The sequence below is a fragment of the Streptomyces sp. NPDC104106 genome (assembly GCF_055584345.1).
Genome location: NZ_JBVJMF010000001.1, coordinates 325,504 through 345,589 on the forward strand (window position 1 = coordinate 325,504; position 20,086 = coordinate 345,589).

Annotated in this window: 18 protein-coding genes; 2 read left to right on the forward strand and 16 right to left on the reverse strand. The window is 71.0% G+C overall.

The genetic code is table 11. The features are described 5' to 3' along the window. Positions 1 to 66: 66 nt before the first annotated feature. Positions 67 to 645: a dienelactone hydrolase family protein gene (locus ACZ60X_RS01545; RefSeq protein WP_469592156.1), complete on the reverse strand. Its 579-nt coding sequence runs from the start codon at positions 643 to 645 to the stop codon at positions 67 to 69. 105 nt (positions 646 to 750) lie between these two features. Here ACZ60X_RS01545 and ACZ60X_RS01550 point away from each other — a divergent pair, with 105 nt between their 5' ends. Beyond that, on the forward strand, positions 751 to 1,857 hold the full coding sequence (locus ACZ60X_RS01550) for a mechanosensitive ion channel family protein (RefSeq protein ID WP_469592157.1): 1,107 nt from the start codon (positions 751 to 753) through the stop codon (positions 1,855 to 1,857). A gap of 9 nt (positions 1,858 to 1,866) precedes the next feature. Here the strand turns inward: ACZ60X_RS01550 and ACZ60X_RS01555 are convergent, their stop codons facing one another. From ACZ60X_RS01555 to ACZ60X_RS01580, 6 genes are all read right to left on the reverse strand, one after another. Then, entirely contained in the window at positions 1,867 to 2,607 is a 741-nt protein-coding gene (locus ACZ60X_RS01555; protein WP_469592158.1) for an SDR family NAD(P)-dependent oxidoreductase, read from the reverse strand. 71 nt (positions 2,608 to 2,678) lie between these two features. After that, positions 2,679 to 4,265, reverse strand: a complete 1,587-nt coding sequence (locus ACZ60X_RS01560) for a Na+/H+ antiporter (RefSeq protein ID WP_469592159.1) — start codon at positions 4,263 to 4,265, stop codon at positions 2,679 to 2,681. A gap of 38 nt (positions 4,266 to 4,303) precedes the next feature. After that, positions 4,304 to 4,807, reverse strand: a complete 504-nt coding sequence (locus ACZ60X_RS01565; protein WP_469592160.1) for a GNAT family N-acetyltransferase — start codon at positions 4,805 to 4,807, stop codon at positions 4,304 to 4,306. Then, positions 4,804 to 5,748, reverse strand: a complete 945-nt coding sequence (locus ACZ60X_RS01570) for an RluA family pseudouridine synthase (RefSeq protein WP_469592161.1) — start codon at positions 5,746 to 5,748, stop codon at positions 4,804 to 4,806. Before ACZ60X_RS01570 ends, ACZ60X_RS01565 begins: the two co-directional genes overlap by 4 nt. 72 nt (positions 5,749 to 5,820) lie before the next feature. Then, positions 5,821 to 6,423, reverse strand: coding sequence for a signal peptidase II (gene lspA, locus ACZ60X_RS01575; protein WP_469592162.1), 603 nt, complete (start codon positions 6,421 to 6,423; stop codon positions 5,821 to 5,823). 67 nt (positions 6,424 to 6,490) lie between these two features. Continuing rightward, positions 6,491 to 7,522, reverse strand: coding sequence for a TraR/DksA family transcriptional regulator (locus ACZ60X_RS01580; protein ID WP_469592163.1), 1,032 nt, complete (start codon positions 7,520 to 7,522; stop codon positions 6,491 to 6,493). A gap of 618 nt (positions 7,523 to 8,140) precedes the next feature. On the opposite strand from ACZ60X_RS01580, the gene ileS reads away from it, so the two are divergent. After that, entirely contained in the window at positions 8,141 to 11,284 is a 3,144-nt protein-coding gene (ileS, locus tag ACZ60X_RS01585) for an isoleucine--tRNA ligase (RefSeq protein WP_469592164.1), read from the forward strand. A gap of 169 nt (positions 11,285 to 11,453) precedes the next feature. Here the strand turns inward: ileS and ACZ60X_RS01590 are convergent, their stop codons facing one another. The 9 genes from ACZ60X_RS01590 to ftsW form a co-directional block, all read right to left on the reverse strand. Beyond that, the gene (locus ACZ60X_RS01590; RefSeq protein ID WP_469592165.1) at positions 11,454 to 12,596 is read right to left on the reverse strand and encodes a DivIVA domain-containing protein; all 1,143 of its coding nucleotides are present in this window, start codon (positions 12,594 to 12,596) and stop codon (positions 11,454 to 11,456) included. A gap of 52 nt (positions 12,597 to 12,648) precedes the next feature. Beyond that, positions 12,649 to 12,939: a YggT family protein gene (locus tag ACZ60X_RS01595; RefSeq protein WP_469592166.1), complete on the reverse strand. Its 291-nt coding sequence runs from the start codon at positions 12,937 to 12,939 to the stop codon at positions 12,649 to 12,651. 60 nt (positions 12,940 to 12,999) lie between these two features. Then, positions 13,000 to 13,641 carry a cell division protein SepF gene (locus tag ACZ60X_RS01600; RefSeq protein WP_469592167.1) on the reverse strand — a complete coding sequence of 214 codons (642 nt, stop codon included), beginning with the start codon at positions 13,639 to 13,641 and terminating at the stop codon, positions 13,000 to 13,002. A gap of 128 nt (positions 13,642 to 13,769) precedes the next feature. Then, positions 13,770 to 14,489, reverse strand: a complete 720-nt coding sequence (locus ACZ60X_RS01605) for a YggS family pyridoxal phosphate-dependent enzyme (RefSeq protein WP_469592168.1) — start codon at positions 14,487 to 14,489, stop codon at positions 13,770 to 13,772. 6 nt (positions 14,490 to 14,495) lie between these two features. Further along, complete coding sequence (pgeF, locus tag ACZ60X_RS01610; protein WP_469592169.1) at positions 14,496 to 15,224, reverse strand: peptidoglycan editing factor PgeF; 729 nt, start codon at positions 15,222 to 15,224, stop codon at positions 14,496 to 14,498. Further along, positions 15,221 to 16,429, reverse strand: a complete 1,209-nt coding sequence (ftsZ, locus tag ACZ60X_RS01615) for a cell division protein FtsZ (protein ID WP_469592170.1) — start codon at positions 16,427 to 16,429, stop codon at positions 15,221 to 15,223. The genes pgeF and ftsZ overlap by 4 nt, the downstream gene beginning before the upstream one ends. A 279-nt stretch (positions 16,430 to 16,708) precedes the next feature. Further along, entirely contained in the window at positions 16,709 to 17,503 is a 795-nt protein-coding gene (locus ACZ60X_RS01620) for a cell division protein FtsQ/DivIB (RefSeq protein ID WP_469592171.1), read from the reverse strand. A gap of 26 nt (positions 17,504 to 17,529) precedes the next feature. Beyond that, on the reverse strand, positions 17,530 to 18,618 hold the full coding sequence (murG, locus tag ACZ60X_RS01625; protein ID WP_228622718.1) for an undecaprenyldiphospho-muramoylpentapeptide beta-N-acetylglucosaminyltransferase: 1,089 nt from the start codon (positions 18,616 to 18,618) through the stop codon (positions 17,530 to 17,532). A gap of 6 nt (positions 18,619 to 18,624) precedes the next feature. After that, positions 18,625 to 19,998 (reverse strand): putative lipid II flippase FtsW, encoded by a 1,374-nt coding sequence (ftsW, locus tag ACZ60X_RS01630; protein ID WP_469592172.1) that lies wholly within the window; start codon positions 19,996 to 19,998, stop codon positions 18,625 to 18,627. Positions 19,999 to 20,086 lie beyond the last annotated feature (88 nt).

The following is a 20,086-nucleotide window of genomic DNA, read 5'->3' on the forward strand; positions in this document are numbered from 1 at the left end:
GCTTCCGCGTGCGCCCGCCCTCTCCTTCCGGGCGGAGGCGCGGCCACGCCGCGGGTGCGGTCCGGCCTATGCCGTCCGCAGGTCGTCGAGGAAACCGAGCGCCACCCGCCAGGTGGCCTCGGCGGCCTCGGCGTCGTAGTCGGGCAGCGCGGGGTCGGTGTACAGGTGCCCGGCGCCCGCGTACCGGTAGATCTCCACGTCCGCTCCGGTCCGGCCCATCTGGAGGTACCACGCGCTCAGCCAGTCGTCCGTCTCGAACGGGTCCGGCTCGGCCACGTGCAGCTGCACCGGGAGCGACTCCGCCCGCGCGCCCGGCGCGATGTCCGACGTACCGTGCAGGAGCAGCAGCCCGCGCGCCTTGTCGTCGCCGAGGGCGAGGGTCTGGGCGATGGAAGCGCCGAGCGAGAACCCCGCGTACACGAGCCCGCGCTCGGAGTACGGTGCCGCCGCGAGCACCGCCCGCTTCAGCAGCTCGTCCTTGCCGATCTGCTCCTTGTACTCCATGCCCTCCTCGACGGTGTCGAACGTGCGCCCTTCGAAGAGGTCCGGCGTCCACACCTCGTGGTCCGCCGCGCGCAGCCGGTCCGCGGCCTCACGCACCGCGGGCCTGAGCCCGTAGGTCGAATGAAAGAGCATGATGTTCATGAGGCCATGGTGCCAGCCGGTGCGAAGCCGCCGGAGCCGCCGTTTCCCGGCCCGCGCCCGAACTCACACGTTCATGCCCGCCGCGCACCGGTAAGGAGCGCAGGCATGGAAACCGCACTCCGCCCTGTGATCGTGATCGGTGGCTCCGTGCTGATCACCCTGGCCATCGGGTGGGCCACCGACCGGCTGCTGCGCACGGCCGACGCCCGCAACCACGACTCGCCGTTGTGGGGGCTGCTGCGCCGCGGCCGCATCCCCTACCAGCTCGTGCTGTGCGTCGCGCTGCTGCGCGGCTCCTACGACCAGGCTAAGGTGCTGGAGCGGCACCAGACCGGCATCGGCCGGTCCCTGACGCTGGTACTGATCGGCTCCACCGCCTGGCTGGTGATCCGGATCGCCGCCGCCGTCGTCGAGACCACCTACAGCCGCTACGCCCGCGCCCACCGGGACCCGGCCCGGGTCCGCCGGGTGCGCACCCAGGTGGAGCTGATCATGCGGGTGGTGTCCGCGATCGTCATCGTCGTGGCGATCGCGTCCATGCTGCTGACGTTCCCCGCGATGCGCGCGGCCGGCACCTCGCTGCTGGCCTCGGCGGGCATCGTGGCGGCCGTCGCCGGTGTGGCCGCCCAGTCGACGCTGTCCAACATGTTCGCCGGGCTGCAGATCGCCTTCGGCGACATGGTGCGCATCGGCGACACCGTCGTCGTGAACGGCGAGTGGGGCACCGTCGAGGAGATCACCCTGACCTTTCTGACCGTACGGACCTGGGACGAGCGGCGGATCACCATGCCGGTGTCGTACTTCACCTCCAAACCCTTCGAGAACTGGTCGCGGGGCACCCCCCAGATGACCGGCACCGTCTTCTGGCACCTCGACCACAGCGCGCCCCTCGAGGCGATGCGCGAGAAGCTGCGCGACATCCTGCGCGAGAACCCGGCGTGGGACGGCCGCGCCTACAACCTGGTGGTGACGGACAGCACGCCGACCACCTTGCAGGTGCGCGCCCTGATGACCGCGAAGGACTCCGACGACATCTGGAACATACGCGTGGCCGTCCGCGAGCAGATGATCACCTGGCTGGCACGGGAGCACCCCTACGCGCTGCCCAGGGTCAGCACCTCCGACGCCGTGCTCCCGCCGCAGCGCCTGCCGTCCCCCGACGGCTCCGGGCGCCGCGCGGACGGCGTTGTCCCGCGCGGCCGCCGGGACTGACAGGGCGGGTCAATGACCGCGCTCGGCACCGCCGTTGACCTGGATGATCTGGGAGGTGACATGCCCGGCGGCGGCCGAGGCCAGCCAGTGCAGCGTCGCTGCCACGTCTCCTGGTATCCCGGCGCGGCCGAGCGCCGTCTCACCGACGAGCCGCGCCCGCCGGGCCGCGTCCATAGTGTCGCCGAAGAACTCGGTGTCCTCGACGAACCCCGGCGCGACCACGTTCACGGTGATGCCGCGCGGGCCCAGCTGCCGTGCCAGGTCGTGCGCGTACGGGTGCAGGCCGGCTTTGGCCGCCGCGTAGGCGCCGGTGCCCGAACCGCGGTAGGCGGCGATGGAGCTGACGAAGAGCACCCGTCCGCCGGGCTCGGCGAGGCGGTTCTTCAGCGCTTCGGTGAGGAGCGCGGCCGTCAGCGCGTTCTGTCTGAAGTTGAGAGTCCAGTCATGGGCCACCCGGTCCAGGGGGTCGTCGCTGCCGGACGGCGGCTCCAGCTGCCCGGCGCCGCCGGCGCCGTGCACCAGCACGTCGACCGTGCCCAGCTCGTCGGCGACGAAGCGGGCCACCCCCCGCACCTGGTCGGGCTCGGCGAGGTCCGCCGCATGGGTGAGCGCCCCGGGCACGCCGGCCTTCTCCAGCACCTCGGCCCGCCGCCCGAGGAGCAGCACCCGGTCCCCGTCCGCGGCGAACACCTGAGCCGTGGCCAGCCCGATGCCCGTACCGCCACCACTGATCACAATGTTCCGCGTCATGATCAGAGCGTAGGCACGGACCGCCGGACGGCGCTGGACTTTTCCACAGGCACCACACATTCGTATGACTATTACCGCAAGCTACGCACGTCCAGATGCCGCAACACCCGGTCCACGATCTCCGGGTCCGCGCCGGGCTCGCTGCGCGCCGCCAGCACCTCGTGCCGGGCCGCGCTCATCATCTCGTTCTGGATGCGCCGGATGCGCTTGAGCCGCCTGGCCCGCTGGTGCTGGGCCTCGCGCCGCTCCTCCTCGCCCATGTCCGGGCTGATCCGGATGCCGATGTCGAAGGCGCGCCGCAGCATCTGCTCGGACAGGTCCTCGGGCAGGTCCTCCACCTGCTCGATCTCCCGCAGCCTCCGCTTCGCCGCCCGCGCCGCGCGCACCGCCAGCTCCTTCTCGAACTCCTTCTCCCGCTCGGAGTCGGCCCGCACCCCGAGCCGCTTGACCAGCCAGGGCAGGGTGAGCCCCTGGAGCACCAGGGTCACGATGATGACCCCGAAGGCGATGAAGACGATCTCGTTCCGGTCGGGGAACGGCGAGCCGTTGTCCGTCGTCAGCGGGACGGCCAGCGCGAGCGCCACCGAGGCCACCCCGCGCATCCCCGACCACCACATCACGACGGTCTCGCGCCAGCTGACCGGGATCTCCTCGTCGATGTCCCGCCGCGCGTGCAGCCGCTTGGTCAGCCAGGTCGCGGGCAGCAGCCAGACCAGCCGTACGACTGTCACCACGCCCACGACGGCGGCGGACCAGCCGAGCAGTTCGCCCCAGCGGCCCTGGGCCGTGCGGATGGCGTTGTGCAGCTCCAGCCCGATGAGCCCGAAGGCCACGCCCGTGACGAGGGTGTCGATGATGTCCCAGAAGGTGTGCCCGGCCAGTCGGGTCATCACGTCGTCGGCGTCGGTGGCGTACTCGGCCAGGAAGAGCGCCGTGGTGAGCACGGCGAGCACCCCGGAGCCGTGCAGCCGCTCCGCGAGGACGTAGGAGGCGTACGGCACCAGCAGGGTCATGCCGATCTGGAGGGTCGGATCGCCCAGCAGGTCCATCAGCTTGTTGGACCCCCAGCCGAGTACCAGGCCGACGGCCAGCGCGACGACGGCGGACAGCACCAGGTCCAGACCGGCCTGCCAGGCCGAGAAGGTGCCGCTCACGACAGCGGCGATCGCCACGTGGTACAGCACGATGGCGGTGACGTCGTTGAACAGCCCCTCGCCCTCCAGGATGGACACCAGGCGGCGCGGCAGCCCGAGCTGGCCGGCGACGCTCGTCGCGGCGACCGGGTCGGGCGGGGCGATCAGTGCCCCGAGGGCGAAGGCGGCGGCGATCGGCAGCCCGGGCACGATCGCGTTGGCGACGAACGCCACGCACACCATCGTGACGAGCACCAGGGCGACGGCGAGCAGCAGGATCGGCCGGACGTTGGCCGCGAACTGCCGCCAGGAGGTGCGGCGTACCGCGGCGTAGAGCAGCGGCGGCAGCAGTCCCGGCAGGATCAGCTCGGGCGGGATGTTGACATTGGGCACGAAGTCGGCCACCGCGAGCAGCCCGCCGAACACCGTCATCAGCACCGGCGCCGGCAGCCCCAACCGGTCCCCCACCGGCACGCTCACCAGGGCCCCGAGCAACAGGACGAACAACAGGGCCAACTGATCCACGGGCGGCGCTCCGGGGGTCGACGATCACACAGCTGGCCTCAAGCCTGCCATCCGCCCGCCGGGAACGCGCGCTGCCCCAGGGCACGGCGCATCGCCCGGTGCGGTATCCCGGCGTCCGGGAACTCCGGGCCGTAGGCCGCGTAGCCGAGGCGCTCGTAGAAGGCCAGGGCGTGGGTCTGGGCGTGCAGGTCCACCGCGGTGAGGCCGCGCGCGAGTGCCGCGTCCTCGATGGCCCGCACCAGGGCCGCGCCGACGCCGAGCCCGCGTGCGGCGCGGGAGACGGCGAGCCGCCCCAGGGAGCCCACGCAGGCGTCGGCGCCGGTCTTGGCCACGGCCGCCTCGCCGTACAGCAGCCGTCCGGTGCCGAGCGGTACGCCGTCCGCGCGGACCGCCAGCACATGTACGGCGTCCGCGTCGTGGGCGTCGTACTCCAGGTTCTCGGGGACGCCCTGCTCGCGGACGAAGACCTCCTTGCGGACCGCGAAGCAGGCCTCCCGGTCGGCGAAGTCATGGGCGACCCGGACGGTGTACGGCACGCTCACGCGTAGGTCTCCTCGCGGACCTGGTCCAGGGCCTTCTGGAGATCCTCGGGGTAGTCGCTGCGGAACTCCGCCCACTGCCCGTCGGCGGGGTGCTCGAAGCCGAGCCGCACCGCGTGCAGCCACTGCCGGGTCAGGCGCAGCCGCTTGGCGAGGGTCGGGTCGGCGCCGTAGGTGAGGTCGCCGACGCAGGGGTGGCGGTGGGCGGCCATGTGGACGCGGATCTGGTGCGTGCGGCCGGTCTCCAGCTTCACGTCCAGCAGGGAGGCGGCGCGGAAGGCCTCGATGAGGTCGTAGTGCGTCACGGAGGGCTTGCCGTCGGCCGTGACCGCCCACTTGTAGTCGTGCTGGGGGTGGCGGCCGATGGGCGCGTCGATCGTGCCGCTCGTCGGGTCCGGGTGGCCCTGGACCAGGGTGTGGTAGCGCTTGTCGACCGTGCGCTCCTTGAACTGGCGCTTGAGCGAGGTGTACGCCCGCTCCGACTTCGCGACCACCATCAGGCCCGAGGTGCCGACGTCCAGGCGGTGCACGATGCCCTGGCGCTCGGCGGCGCCGGACGTCGAGATCCGGTAGCCCGCCGCGGCGAGGCCGCCGATGACGGTCGGGCCGCTCCAGCCCGGCGAGGGGTGCGCGGCCACGCCGACCGGCTTGACGATCACGACGACGTCCTCGTCGTCGTGCACGATCTCCATGCCCTCGACCGGCTCGGCGACCACCTGCACCGGCGCGGGCGCCTGCGGCATCTCGACCTCCAGCCAGGCGCCGCCGCGCACCCGCTCGGACTTGCCGACCACCGCGCCGTCGACCTGGACCTTGCCGGCCGCGGCCAGCTCCGCCGCCTTCGTGCGGGAGAAGCCGAACATGCGGGAGATGGCGGCGTCGACGCGCTCGCCCTCCAGGCCGTCGGGCACGGGCAGGGTACGGATCTCGGGAATCGTGCTCACCCGTCGAGTATGCCGGACCGGCCGGACCCCCCCGAACGGGCCTGTGGATAACTCGGGGCAACTCCCGCGAGGTCAGTCCTTGTGGACCGTGCCGTCCGGGTCCAGGCCGCGGAAGGACAGCAGCACGATCAGGATGCCGCCGCACACGATCGCCGAGTCGGCCAGGTTGAACACCGCGAAGCCCTTCGGGGCGATGAAGTCCACGACCTCGCCCTCGAAGATCCCGGGCGAGCGGAAGATCCGGTCGGTCAGGTTGCCGAGCGCGCCGCCGAGCAGCAGGCCGAGGGCGACCGCCCAGGGGAAGCTGTAGAGCTTGCGGGCGAGCCGGATGATCACCACGATCACGGCCGCGGCGATCAGCGTGAAGATCACCGTGAACGCGGCCCCGAAGCCGAAGGCGGCCCCAGGATTGCGGATGGCGTGCAGCTCCAGCAGGTCCCCGACCAGCCTGATCGGCTCGTGGCCCTCCAGCTTGGCGACCACGAGCGTCTTGCTGATCAGGTCGAGGGCGTACGCGAACGCGGCCACCGCGAACAGCACGGCGATCCGGCGCCCGCGGCCCGCGCGCGTCTGCGCCCGCTGCCCGTCGGTCCCGGACGCACCGGCCGCCGCCGTGTGCTCGCCGCGGTCGTCCGGGGTGTCCGGCGTACCGATGATGCGCTCCGCCTCTGCCACGTGAGTCCCTCAACCTAGGTGCCTGACTGAGGACGAGACTACGGCACGGCCGCCGGGCGCCCCACGCTCAGGAGCGACGTTCCTGCTTCTGCTTGCACTCCACGCAGAGGGTGGCCCTCGGGAAGGCCTGCATGCGTGCCTTGCCGATGGGATTTCCGCAGTTCTCGCACAGGCCGTACGTGCCCGCGTCCAGCCGTTCCAGGGCGTGCTCGTTCTGGGTCAGCATCTCGCGCGCGTTGGCGGCGAGCGCCATCTCGTGCTCGCGCGTGATGTTCTTCGTCCCGGTGTCGGCCTGGTCGTCGCCCGCGCCGTCCCCGGAGTCCCGCATCAGGCCCACGAGGGACGCCTCGGAGGAGCTGATCTCGGCCCGCAGCCGCTCCACCTCGGACAGCAGCTCGGCACGGGCGTCGGTGACCTCTTCCGGGGTCCAGGGGTCCTCTCCGGGACGCACCGCCAGCTCGCCGGGCTCCGCCGCGGCGAGCCGTGCCTTGGGAACGGCGGTCTGCTCGGCCGTCGCCGTGCCAGGAGTCTTCTTCGCAACCACTGTCGTGGCTCCCGTCTGCTTCGCGGCCCGCGCCGCGCCCGCTTTCTTGGCCGTGCTCTTCCCGGGCTCCTCGGTGGAGACGCCCGCGGCGGCCGCCTTCCCGGCGCCGGCCTTCTTCGCCGCTGCCTCCTCGACGGCCTCCTTCCCGACCGCCACCCCCTTCGCCGCGGCCTTCGCGGCCTTCTTCCCTGCCTTCCCGGCCGTCTTCCGGGCCGCTTTCCCGACCCTCGCCTCGGCCACCGGCTTCTTCGCGGCCTCCTGCGTGTCCTTGGCGGCCTTCCCGGCCGCCGCCTTCGCGGGCTTCGCCGGTGCCGTCCCGACGGCGGCCTCGTCGGCCGGAGCCCCGGGCGCGGCAGCCCTGCCGGCCGACTCCTTCCGGGCCGGCACTTTCCTTGCCGGGACCGTCCTCGCGACCGCCTTCTTCCCGTCCGCCTTCCTGACCGCGGCCTTCCCGGCGGCCGTCTTCCCGGCTGCCTCGGCGGCCGTCTTCTTCGCGGCCGCGCCCCCGGTCCGGCCGGTCGCCGGCTGCTCTACGGCGGTCTTCTTCGCCACCATGGCCGCGACCCCTTCACATATTGTGATCTTGCTCGCGAATCGTGCTGGGACGATAAATCGACTTGAGTCCCGCGGCAACGGGGCACACCGCCCGATTCGCCCGCCCGCACCCCCGAGCAGCGGGCCTGCATCCGTTGTGCCCAGCTCCCCGCCGGGTAATCCGCCCCGGCGGGGACGATGGGACGCAGGCGCGCGTGCCCTCGCCATTCGGGTCATCCCGGCCGGCCGCCGGGGGCGCGGCGAGGCCCCGCGGAGGACCGGTGCGCGGAAAACCGGTCCGCCGCTGTCCGCGGGGCGCCGTACACTGGGCGGAGCGAGAAGCGTGGATGGGGACGAGTAGCGGCGTACGCAGCCCAGAGCGACCCGGGGACGGTGTGAGCCCGGGGGCGAGCGCGACGTGAAGATCACCCCGGAGCCGCCGGAAGAAAGCCGCAGCCGAGAGGCCCGGGCGAGTAGAACCGGCTTCGCGACCCAATGAGGGGGCTCACCGGGGCGCACAGCGCACCGGAGGGCCAAGGAGGGTGGTACCGCGGGAGCGCGCCGCACACGGCGTAGACAGGATCGAAGGCTCTCGTCCCTCCGACGGAAGGAAGCAAGTCCGTTGGAGGATGCTCGCAGATGACAGCGCCGACGTACCGCCAGGTGCCCGCCCAGGTCGACCTGCCCGCTCTTGAGCACGCCGTGCTCGACTTCTGGCGCGAGCAGAAGATCTTCGCCAAGAGCCTGGAGCAGTCCGGGGGCCGCCCGGAGTGGGTGTTCTACGAGGGCCCGCCGACCGCGAACGGCATGCCCGGCGCCCACCACATCGAGGCGCGCGTCTTCAAGGACGTCTTCCCCCGCTTCCGCACGATGCGCGGCTACCACGTGGCCCGCAAGGCCGGCTGGGACTGCCACGGCCTGCCCGTGGAGCTGGCGGTCGAGAAGGAGCTGGGCTTCTCCGGCAAGCAGGACATCGAGGCGTACGGCATCGCCGAGTTCAACGCCAAGTGCCGCGAGTCGGTGACCCGGCACACCGACGCCTTCGCCGAGCTGACGACCCGCATGGGCTACTGGGTCGACATGGACGACGCCTACCGCACCATGGACCCCGAGTACGTGGAGTCGGTCTGGTGGTCGCTGAAGGAGATCTTCGGCAAGGGGCTGCTGGTCCAGGACCACCGCGTCGCCCCCTGGTGCCCGCGCTGCGGCACCGGCCTGTCCGACCACGAGCTGGCGCAGGGCTACGAGACGGTCGTCGACCCGTCCGTGTACGTCCGTTTCCCGCTCACCTCCGGTCCGCTCGCCGGCGAGGCCGCGCTCCTGGTGTGGACGACGACTCCCTGGACCCTGGTGTCCAACACGGCGGTCGCCGCGCACCCCGAGGTCACCTACGTCGTCGCCACCGACGGCGCGGAGAAGCTCGTCGTCGCCGAGCCGCTGCTGGCCAAGGCGCTCGGCGAGGGCTGGGAGAGCACGGGCCAGACCTTCACCGGCGCCGAGATGGAGCGCTGGACCTACCGACGTCCCTTCGAGCTGGTGGAGTTCCCGGAGCCGGCGCACTTCGTGGTCAACGCCGACTACGTGACGACCGAGGACGGTACGGGCCTGGTCCACCAGTCCCCCGCCTTCGGTGAGGACGACCTCAAGGTCTGCCGCGCCTACGGTCTGCCGCTGGTCAACCCCGTCCGCCAGGACGGCACCTTCGAGGCGGACGTGCCGCTGGTCGGCGGCGTCTTCTTCAAGAAGGCGGACGAGAAGCTCACCGAGGACCTCCAGCAGCGTGGCCTGCTCTTCCGGCACATCCCGTACGAGCACAGCTACCCGCACTGCTGGCGCTGCCACACCGCGCTGCTCTACTACGCGCAGCCCTCCTGGTACATCCGCACGACGGCGGTCAAGGACCGCCTCCTGCAGGAGAACGAGGAGACCAACTGGTTCCCGGAGACGGTCAAGCACGGCCGCTACGGCGACTGGCTGAACAACAACATCGACTGGGCGCTGTCCCGCAACCGCTACTGGGGCACCCCGCTGCCGATCTGGCGCTGCGCGGAGGACCACCTCACCTGCGTCGGCTCCCGCGCGGAGCTGACCGAGCTGTCGGGCACCGACCAGTCGAACCTGGACCCGCACCGGCCGTACATCGACGAGGTCACCTTCGCCTGCCCCCACGAGGGCTGCGGCGCGACGGCTACGCGCGTGCCGGAGGTCATCGACGCCTGGTACGACTCGGGCTCGATGCCGTTCGCGCAGTGGGGCTACCCGTACAAGAACAAGGAGCTGTTCGAGGCCCGCTACCCGGCCCAGTTCATCTGTGAGGCGATCGACCAGACCCGCGGCTGGTTCTACACGCTGATGGCCATCGGCACGCTCGTCTTCGACAAGTCCTCGTACGAGAACGTCGTCTGCCTCGGCCACATCCTGGCCGAGGACGGCCGCAAGATGTCCAAGCACCTGGGCAACATCCTGCAGCCCATCCCGCTGATGGACGCCAACGGCGCGGACGCGGTGCGCTGGTTCATGGCGGCCGGCGGCTCCCCGTGGGCGGCGCGCCGCGTGGGTCACGGCACCATCCAGGAGGTCGTCCGCAAGACCCTGCTGACGTACTGGAACACGGTCGCCTTCCAGGCGCTGTACGCCCGTACGTCGGCCTGGGCGCCGAGCGCGGCGGACCCGGCGCCGGCCGAGCGCCCGTTGATCGACCGCTGGCTGCTGTCCGAGCTGCACGCCCTCACCGACCAGGTGACCCAGGCGATGGAGGGGTTCGACACCCAGCGTGCGGGCAAGCTGCTGTCCGCGTTCGTCGACGACCTGTCCAACTGGTACGTCCGCCGCTCGCGCCGTCGCTTCTGGCAGGGCGACAAGGCGGCGCTGCGCACGCTGCACGAGGTGCTGGAGACGGTCACCAAGCTGATGGCGCCGATCGTCCCGTTCATCACCGAGCGGGTGTGGCAGGACCTGGTCGTGCCGGTGACGCCGGGAGCCCCGGAGTCGGTGCACCTGGCCGCCTGGCCGGAGGCGGACCTGTCCGCGATCGACCCGGAGCTGTCGAAGCAGATGGTCCTGGTCCGCCGGCTGGTGGAGCTGGGCCGCGCCACGCGCGCGGAGTCGGGCGTCAAGACGCGGCAGCCGCTGTCTCGCGCGCTGATCGCGGCGACCGGCTTCGAGACCCTGGACGCGGAGCTGCACACGCAGATCACCGAGGAGCTGAACGTCTCCGCGCTGGCCTCGCTCTCCGAGGTGGGCGGTTCGCTGGTGGACACCACGGCGAAGGCCAACTTCCGTGCGCTGGGCAAGCGGTTCGGCAAGCGGGTGCAGGACGTGGCGAAGGCGATCGCGAACGCCGACGCGGCCGCGCTGTCGCTGGCCCTGCGCGAGGGCACGGCGTCGGTGGAGGTCGACGGTGAGACGGTGCCGCTCGCCCCGGACGAGGTGATCATCACCGAGACCCCGCGCGAGGGCTGGTCGGTGGCGTCCGACTCCGGTGCCACGGTGGCGCTGGACCTGGAGATCACCGAGGAGCTGCGGCAGGCGGGCCTGGCCCGTGACGCGATCCGGCTGATCCAGGAGGCCCGCAAGAACAGCGGCCTGGACGTGGCCGACCGGATCGCCCTGCGCTGGGCGTCGACGGACCCGGCAGTGAGCGCGGCTCTCGCCGAGCACTCCGGGCTGATCGCGGAGGAAGTCCTGGCGACCGACTTCCAGCAGGGCGAGGCCGACGACAGCTTCGGCGAGCCGTTCACCGACGAGGGGCTGTCCCTGGCCTTCCGGCTGCGGAAGGCGTAAGCAGCGAGCGGTTCACGAAGGGCCCGGTCTCCCTGGCGGAGGCCGGGCCCTTCCGTACGAGGCGGAACCTTTTCAACCCGCGTAAATAGGGCGGGCCCCCTGGACCGAAGTCCAGGGGGCCCGCCCTATTGAGCGCTGCCGACGCCGTTGTCGTACTAGTGCCCGGTGCTCAGTTGTCGTCCTCGTCGATCAGGAACCCGCGCATCGGCGAGGGCGCCTGGCCCATCGGGGACGGACCCTGCGGACGGACCGGGGCCATGGGCTGGGTCATGGCCGGGGTCATCTGCTGCTGACCGCCGTAGGACGGGCCGGACGGAGCGGGGTTGCCGCCCATCGTCTGGTTGCCGCCGTAGGACGGGGCGCTCGCGCCGGCCGGGGCCATGGAGGGAGCCGGGGACGGCGGCAGGGAGGCGGTGGCCGGCGTACGCGGCGGGGCCAGGGAGTCGTCGGCCTGAGTCTCCAGCTGGCGCAGCTGGGACTCCAGGTACGACTTCAGGCGCGTGCGGTACTCGCGCTCGAAGCCGCGCAGGTCCTCGACCTTGCGCTCCAGCGTGGCGCGGGCGGACTCCAGGGAGCCCATCGCGACGCGGTGCTTCTCCTGCGCGTCCCGCTCCAAGGCGTCGGCCTTGGCACGGGCGTCACGCTCCAGACCCTCGGCGCGGCTGCGGGCCTCGCCGACGATCTTGTTGGCCTCGGAGCGGGCCTCGGCGATCGCCTGGTCGGCGGTCTGCTGGGCCAGCGAGAGGACACGGGCGGCGCTGTCGCCACCGGGGCCCTGACCGGGGCCGCCCATCGGACCGCCCATGGGGCCGCCCATCGGACCGCCCATCTGCTGCTGCATGGGAGGCTGACCGCCCATCGGGCCCTGACCCATGGGGCCCTGACCCATCGGACCCTGGCCCATGGGGCCCTGGCCCATCGGACCACCCTGACCACCGCCGGGGCCGGCGGGCAGCTGCGGGGCACCGCTCGGCAGCTGGGGCGGACCACCCATGGGGCCACCCATCTGCTGCTGCGGCGGGCCCGATATGCCGGCGGGCACCGGCGCGCCGGGACCTCGCATGCCCTGCTGCTGGGGATGCTGCTGCTGGTCCTGCTCCGGCGGGCCCTTGCGCATGTTCTGCTGGTTCTGCGCGGCCGCACGGGTCGCCGCGGCCAGCTTGGCGCGCAGGTCCTCGTTCTCGCGGAGCAGACGGGTCAGTTCGGCTTCGACCTCGTCGAGGAAGGCATCGACCTCGTCCTCGTCATAGCCTTCTCGGAGGCGGACGGTCGTGAACTGCTTGTTCCGCACGTCCTCGGGGGTCAACGGCATCTCTTCACCTCAACGTAGTCATCGGCAGTCGGCAAGACCGTATCGTCCATCCTCATCCCCCAAAGCTCGCCGTGACGGACAGGAGGATGTAGACGATGATCATCAGTACGAAGAAGGACAGGTCGAGCGCCACGCCCCCGAGACGCAGCGGCGGGATGAACCGCCGCAGAAGCTTCAGCGGTGGATCGGTGACAGTGTAGGTGGCCTCCAGTACGACCACCATGGCCTTGCCGGGTTGCCACGAGCGGGCGAACTGGAACACGTAATCCATGACCAGCCGGAAGATGAGCACGGCGAGGAACACCAGTAGCGCGGTGTGGACCACCGTGACGAACACGCTCATGGCCTGCGCTTCCCTCTCCCCTGCTCCGTGCTCTTCCGAACGTCGATCCGGTTGTGCGTCTCAGCTCTGGTTGAAGAACCCGCCCTCTGCGATGCGGGCCTTGTCCTCCGCCGTGACATCGACGTTAGCAGGAGACAACAGGAACACCTTCTGCGTCACCCGCTCGATGCTGCCGTGAAGACCAAACACCAATCCGGCCGCAAAGTCGACAAGTCGCTTCGCGTCTGTGTCATCCATCTCAGTCAGATTCATGATCACCGGGGTGCCCTCACGGAAGTGTTCCCCGATGGTACGGGCCTCGTTGTAGGTCCGAGGGTGAAGTGTGGTGATCCGGTACGGCTCTCGTTCGGACACGACCTTGGGCATGATCACCGGCGCGTTCTTCTCCAGGGACTGACGTTCTTGTGTGATGGATGCCACGGGCGCGATGCGCGCCGGACGTCCGGATTCCGCGGCGAGCGAAGTCGAACGGGCCACCGGCTCGCGGGGCGCGGGCGGTTGGGCGATTCGCACCTCTTCGTCCCTTTGGGACTGATGTGCGCTGTGCGACTGGTGTGACGGTTCGTGCCGTCGGTGGTCCCGCTCGGGCTCCGGGTCCAACTCGGGCTCGAAGTCGTCGTCGGGGTCGAATCCGCGGCCGTCGTACCCATCGTCCTCCACGAGGCCGAGGTAGACCGCCATCTTGCGCATCGCGCCGGCCATGCTCTGAGTCCTCCGCTCTGTGGTGGATCGACTGACGACTGCCAAGTGCCCGCGATCCACGTGGTCGTTGTGCCCGCCTGAACAGGCATTGACCATATTTTCTGCTGTGGTCCGACTTCCTGGCGACGTTACCCGAGCCTGGGGCGGACTCCGAGTACCGCAGTGCCGACGCGCACATGTGTCGCCCCGGCGGCCACGGCCTGTTCGAGGTCCGCACTCATCCCTGCCGACACCATGGTTGCAGCCGGATGGGCTCGGCGCAGGTCGGTCGACAAATCCATGAGCCGCTCGAACGCCGCCTGTTCGCGTCCCGCGTACTCCCCGGTGAGCGGGGCGACGGTCATCAGCCCGTCGAGCCGCAGCCCCGCCGAGGCGGCGACGAGGTCGGCCAACTCTTCGATTCCGCCGGGCGCGAGTCCCCCACGCTCCCCCCTGCCGCTCACGCCCGCGTCCAGCGCGACCTGGATGAGGCAGCCCACCTCGCGCCCCGCCCGCACCGCTTCCCTCGACAGGGCGGTGACGAGCCTGGAACGATCCACGGACTGCACGACATCGGCGTAACCGACCACGGAACGCACCTTGTTGGTCTGCAACTGACCGACAAAATGCCACTTAAGAGGCAGATCCGCGCATGCGGCCGCCTTCGGGGCCGCGTCCTGGTCGCGGTTCTCGGCGACGTGGCGCACACCGAGTTCCGACAGGATCCGCACATCGCTCGCCGGGTAGGTCTTGGTGACCACGATCAGGGTCACCTCGTCCCGGCTCCGCCCGGCCGCCGCGCACGCCGCGGCGATGCGCTCCTCCACCTTCGCCAGATTCGCGGCGAGTTCGGTCTTACGGTCCGTCATGCCCCATCAGTCCAGCCAGACGTAGCCCGCGAGCCGCCCGGTGGTGCGGTCGCGGCGGTATGAGAAGTGGTCCCCCGACTCCAGCGTGCACTCCGGCGCCTGCGCCCGGTCGCGCACCCCGAGCCGGTCGAGCTGCGCGTGCACTCCGGCGCTCACGTCGACCGCCGGTGTGCCCCAGCTCGTCTCCGCGTGCGCCGCCGGCTCGACCGCCGCCACCTCGGCGCGCATCACCTCCGGCACCTCGTAGCACCGGCCGCACACGGCCGGTCCGGTGCGGGCGACGATCCGGCCCGGCTCGGCGCCGAGTTCGGCCATGGCCCTTACGGTGGCGGGGACGACGCCCTCGACCATGCCGGGCCGGCCCGCGTGGGCCGCCGCGACGACCCCGGCGACGGGGTCGGCCAGCAGGACCGGCACGCAGTCGGCGGTGAGGACGGCGAGGGCGAGCCCGCGGCGGGCGGTGACGAGCGCGTCGACCTCCGGTACGGCGCGCTCGCCCCACGGCGCGTCCACGACGGCCACATCGGCGCCGTGCACCTGGTTCATCCAGACGACCCGGTCGGGCGCAAGGCCGAGCGACTTGGCGGCGACGTCCCGGTTGGTCCGTACGGCCTCCGGGTCGTCGCCGACCGCGCCGCCGAGGTTCAGCTCCTCATACGGAGCGGCGCTCACCCCGCCCCACCGGTCGGTGAAGGCGAAGTGCGCGCCGCTCACGCTCTCGCGCCGTCCTATCACTTGAGGAAGTCCGGTACGTCCAGTTCCTCGGCCGCACTGTCCGCGTACGTGCGGGGCGCCGGCGTGACCGGCGGGGCGGGCGGGATGTCGGCCACCGGCTCGGGCAGCGGCTCCGGCTCCTCCTTCGGCGTCACGCTGCCGAGCGAGCCGAAGGTCGGCCGGCTGGGCTCGGACTGCCGTACCGCGCTGGGCTCGTCGCGGCGGCTGGACGTCGACGCCGAGGCCGAGCCGATGACGGTGTCCCGGCGGGCCGGGGGCTGTCCGCCGTCGAAGCCGGCCGCGATCACGGTGACCCGGACCTCGTCGCCGAGGGCGTCGTCGATGACCGCGCCGAAGATGATGTTGGCCTCGGGGTGGGCGGCCTCGCTGACCAGCTGGGCGGCCTCGTTGATCTCGAACAGGCCCAGGTCGGAGCCGCCGGAGATGGACAGGAGGACGCCGCGGGCGCCGTCGATGGACGCCTCCAGCAGCGGCGAGGAGATCGCCATCTCGGCCGCGGCCACCGCGCGGTCGTCGCCGCGGGCCGAGCCGATGCCCATGAGGGCCGAACCGGCCTCGGACATGACCGACTTGACGTCGGCGAAGTCGAGGTTGATCAGACCGGGGGTGGTGATGAGGTCGGTGATGCCCTGGACACCGGAGAGCAGGACCTGGTCGGCGGACTTGAAGGCGTCCAGGACCGAGACCTGGCGGTCCGAGATGGACAGCAGCCGGTCGTTGGGGATGACGATGAGGGTGTCGACCTCTTCGCGCAGTTCGGCGATGCCGTCCTCGGCCTGGTTCGCGCGGCGCCGTCCCTCGAAGGTGAACGGGCGCGTGACCACGCCGATGGTGAGGGCGCCGAGCGAGCGCGCGATGTTGGCCACGACGGGCGCGCCGCCGGTGCCGGTGCCGCCGCCTTCACCGGCCGTCACGAAGACCATGTCGGCCCCCTTGAGGACCTCCTCGATCTCCTCACGGTGGTCCTCGGCGGCCTTGCGGCCGACCGCCGGGTTGGCGCCGGCGCCGAGTCCGCGGGTGAGTTCACGGCCGACGTCGAGCTTGACGTCGGCGTCGCTCATCAACAGCGCCTGCGCGTCGGTGTTGATGGCGATGAACTCGACGCCCTTGAGACCGACCTCGATCATCCGGTTGATGGCATTGACACCACCGCCGCCGACACCGATGACCTTGATGACTGCGAGGTAGTTCTGCGGTGCTGCCACGTCGAAGGCCTCTCGCCTCGAATTACGTTGCCGTCACCGTGCGGTGCCCCGCGCCGGGACGGCAGATGCCGAATGGGACGGTCCGTAGCGCCGACCCGAACCCTAACCCTGAAGTTTAGGGTTACCAGTGTGCCTGTTCCCTGAAGTCTTCTGAACAGGACACTAAGTCGACAAGTGGCGCCCGTTCAACGAACACGCCGAACCTCCCGTTTTTCTTTTCACCCTATGTGATCAGCCGTAGCAGTGCCCAACCAGGGTGCTGGCCTGCGCTGATGTGCGTCAACTCCCTGATGACGCAGGGGCGGTGGGAACGCTGACATCGAAGTGCCGCGCGCCGGGAGCTGCTTTCATGAGAGCTGTGAGGGCCCGCGCCTTGGCGGCGCCGCTCTCGCCGCTCCCCCACGCCACCGAGCGCCCGCCACCCAGCTCCAGCGAGATGTCGTCGTAGGAACGGACTTGGACGGTCCGGGTGTTCCTGGCGACGGCGGACGGCAGGTCGCCGGCGATCCCGACCGCCTCGCGCACGAGCCGGTCGGTGCCGAAGCGCCTGAGGCTGGCGCCCGTGGAACCCGTACGGGACAGGGAGAGTTCCAGAACCGGAACGGCTTTCGGCGCCTGGGAAACGGTGGCGAATCGGACACCTTGGCCGTCGACTTCGTCGAAGTTCCGGCCATTTCGGACAAGCAGCACCGGAGTGCGCTCGACCACTTTCAGGCCGATTCCGCCGGGCCAGGCACGCACCACGTCAACCGTGCCAATTCGGGGCAATTTCCGGCGAAGTCTGGCCTCGATTCCGTCCGTGTCGACGGAAATCATCGGCGCCCCGACCGGTACGGCCGCCGCGTCGAGCACCTCGGCGGAGGTGAGAACCCGGGTGCCGGAGACCGAGACGTGCTCGACACGCAGCCAGGGCGAGCCGTACAACACCCAGACGGAAGCGGAGCCGAGGAGCACCACGAGGATCGCCGGGATGACGATCGTACGAAGGCGCGGTCTTCTCAGCCGCCGGGCGGGCGACGGGCCGGACGACCCCTGCTGGCGTTTCCCGCGCTCGGCGGTCGTCGGTCCGGCCACGCTCACTGCCCTTTCGTCATACGGTCCTAACGGCGCGAGGCGATCGCCTCGTACACCATGCCGACGAGCAGCTCGTCGGCGTCCCGGCGGCCGAACTCGCTTGCCGCGCGCGACATCTCGTACAGCCGGTGCGGATCGGCGAGTACGGGCAGGACGTTCTGCTGCACCCACTCCGGAGTCAGTTCCGCGTCGTCCACGAGGAGGCCGCCGCCCGCCTTCACCACCGGCTGGGCGTTGAGCCGCTGTTCGCCGTTGCCGATGGGCAGCGGGACGTAGGCGGCCGGCAGTCCGACGGCGGAGAGTTCGGCGACGGTCATCGCGCCCGCGCGGCAGAGCATCATGTCGGCCGCGGCGTACGCGAGGTCCATCCGGTCCAGGTAACTTACCGGGATATAGGGGGGCATTCCCGGCATCTGGTGCACCTGCGGCAGTTCGTTCTTCGGGCCGACCGCGTGCAGGATCTGGATGCCGGCCTGCTGGAGCCAGGGCGCGACCTGCTGGACGACCTCGTTGAGGCGGCGGGCACCCTGCGAGCCGCCGGAGACCAGCAGCGTGGGCAGGTTGGGGTCGAGCCCGAAGCGGTGGCGGGCCTCGGGGCGCGCGGCGGCCCGGTCCAGGGTGGCGATGGAGCGGCGCAGCGGGATGCCGATGTAGCGCGCGTCACGCAGCTTGCTGTCCGGAGTGGAGACGGCGACCCGGGCCGCGTACCGCGAGCCGATCTTGTTGGCCAGGCCGGGACGGGCGTTGGCCTCGTGGATCACGATCGGCACGCCGAGGCGCTTGGCGGCCAGATAGCCGGGCAGGGCGACATAGCCGCCGAAACCCACCACCGCGTCCGCCTTGGTGCGCTCCAGGATCTGCTCGGCGGCCTTGATCGTGCCGCGCAGCCGGCCCGGGACGGTGATCAGCTCGGGCGTGGGCTTTCGGGGCAGCGGCACGGCCGGGATCAGCGCCAGCTCATAGCCCCGCTCGGGGACGAGCCGGGTCTCCAGGCCGCGCTCCGTGCCCAGGGCCGTGATCCCCACGGTCGGGTCCTGCCTGCGCAGGGCGTCCGCGAGGGCGAGCGCGGGCTCGATGTGGCCGGCGGTCCCCCCACCGGCGAGTACGACATGCACCGAAATTCACCGCTCTCCGGACGAGCGCGCCGCCGAGGCACGCCGTCGCATCGTGTTCCATCTCCGGGGGGATCCGGCCGGCTGCTTGGTCCGGGCAGAGCCCCCAGTCCCCCGCTTTCTACCAAAGCGAGGTTGCCGCATCGCAAGCGCCGCCCGCGCAGCGGGCTCATCGCGCGCGAAGGCGATCAGCAGCCCGATGGCGAACATGGTCGGCAGCAGGGCGGACCCCCCGTAGGAGAACAGCGGGAGGGGGACGCCGGCGATCGGCAGCAGACCGAGCACCGCACCGATGTTGATCACCGCCTGAGCGGTGATCCAGGTGGTCACGCCTCCCGCGGCGTACCTCACGAAGGGGTCCTCCGTGCGTCCGGCCACGCGGATACCCGCATAGCCTAGAGCCGCGAACAGGGCGAGCACCGACAGCGTCCCCGCGAGACCCAGCTCCTCACCGGTGACCGCGAAGATGAAGTCGGTGTGCGCTTCCGGCAGTTGGCCCCATTTTTCCACACTTGCGCCGAGACCGGAGCCGAAGAGTCCGCCGGAGGCGAGGGCGTAGATGCCGTGCGCGCCCTGCCAGCACATGTCGTTCGGGCCGGGGTCGGTGGCGGCGATGCAGCTGAGCCGGTTCAGGCGGTGCGGGCTGGTCTCGATGGCGATGGCGGCGAGGACGAACGCGACGGACAGCACCCCGGAGAACAGCCGGGTCGGCGCCCCCGCGAGCCACAGCAGCCCGAACAGGATCGCCGTCAGGATGATCGTCGTACCCATGTCGCCGCCGAGCATGATCAGCCCGAGCAGCAGGAAGGCGACCGGCACCAGCGGTACCAGCATGTGCTTCCACTGCGTGAGCAGCTTCTTCTCCTGCTTGCGCGCGATCAGGTCCGCGCCCCACAGCACCAGGGCCAGTTTGCCGAACTCGCTGGGCTGGATCTGGAAGGAGCCGCCGAGCGAGATCCAGTTCTGGTTGCCGTTGACCGACATCCCTATCCCGGGCACCTGCACCAGGACCATCAGGAAGACGGCGCCGGCGAGGATCGGGTACGCCAGCGCCCGGTGCAGCTTCACCGGCATCCGGGAGGCCACCAGCAGCAGGACACCGCCGATCACCGCGGCCAGCAGCTGCTTGCGGAAGAAGTAGGAGCCCGGCAGGGACATCTGCAGGGCGGTGATCTGGGAGGCCGAGTAGACCATCACCAGACCGAGCACGGTGATCAGCAGACTGCCGCCGACGATCAGGTAGTAGGCGGTCAGCGGCCGGTCCCAGGCCTTGCGCGCGCGCGTGGAGAACCGTTGGAACGGGTTCTCGCGCGGCAGCCGGGGGGCCGAGGGCCTCCTGGCCGCGCGCTGAACCGGTGGACGGCCCGCACGGCTACTGGGCATCACCAGCTCCTCGCACCCGTCGGCCAAACCCGAGCCACTTTCGCCTCACGTGTCCCTCCAAGGGTCCCGAAGCACCCCAGGTGGCCGA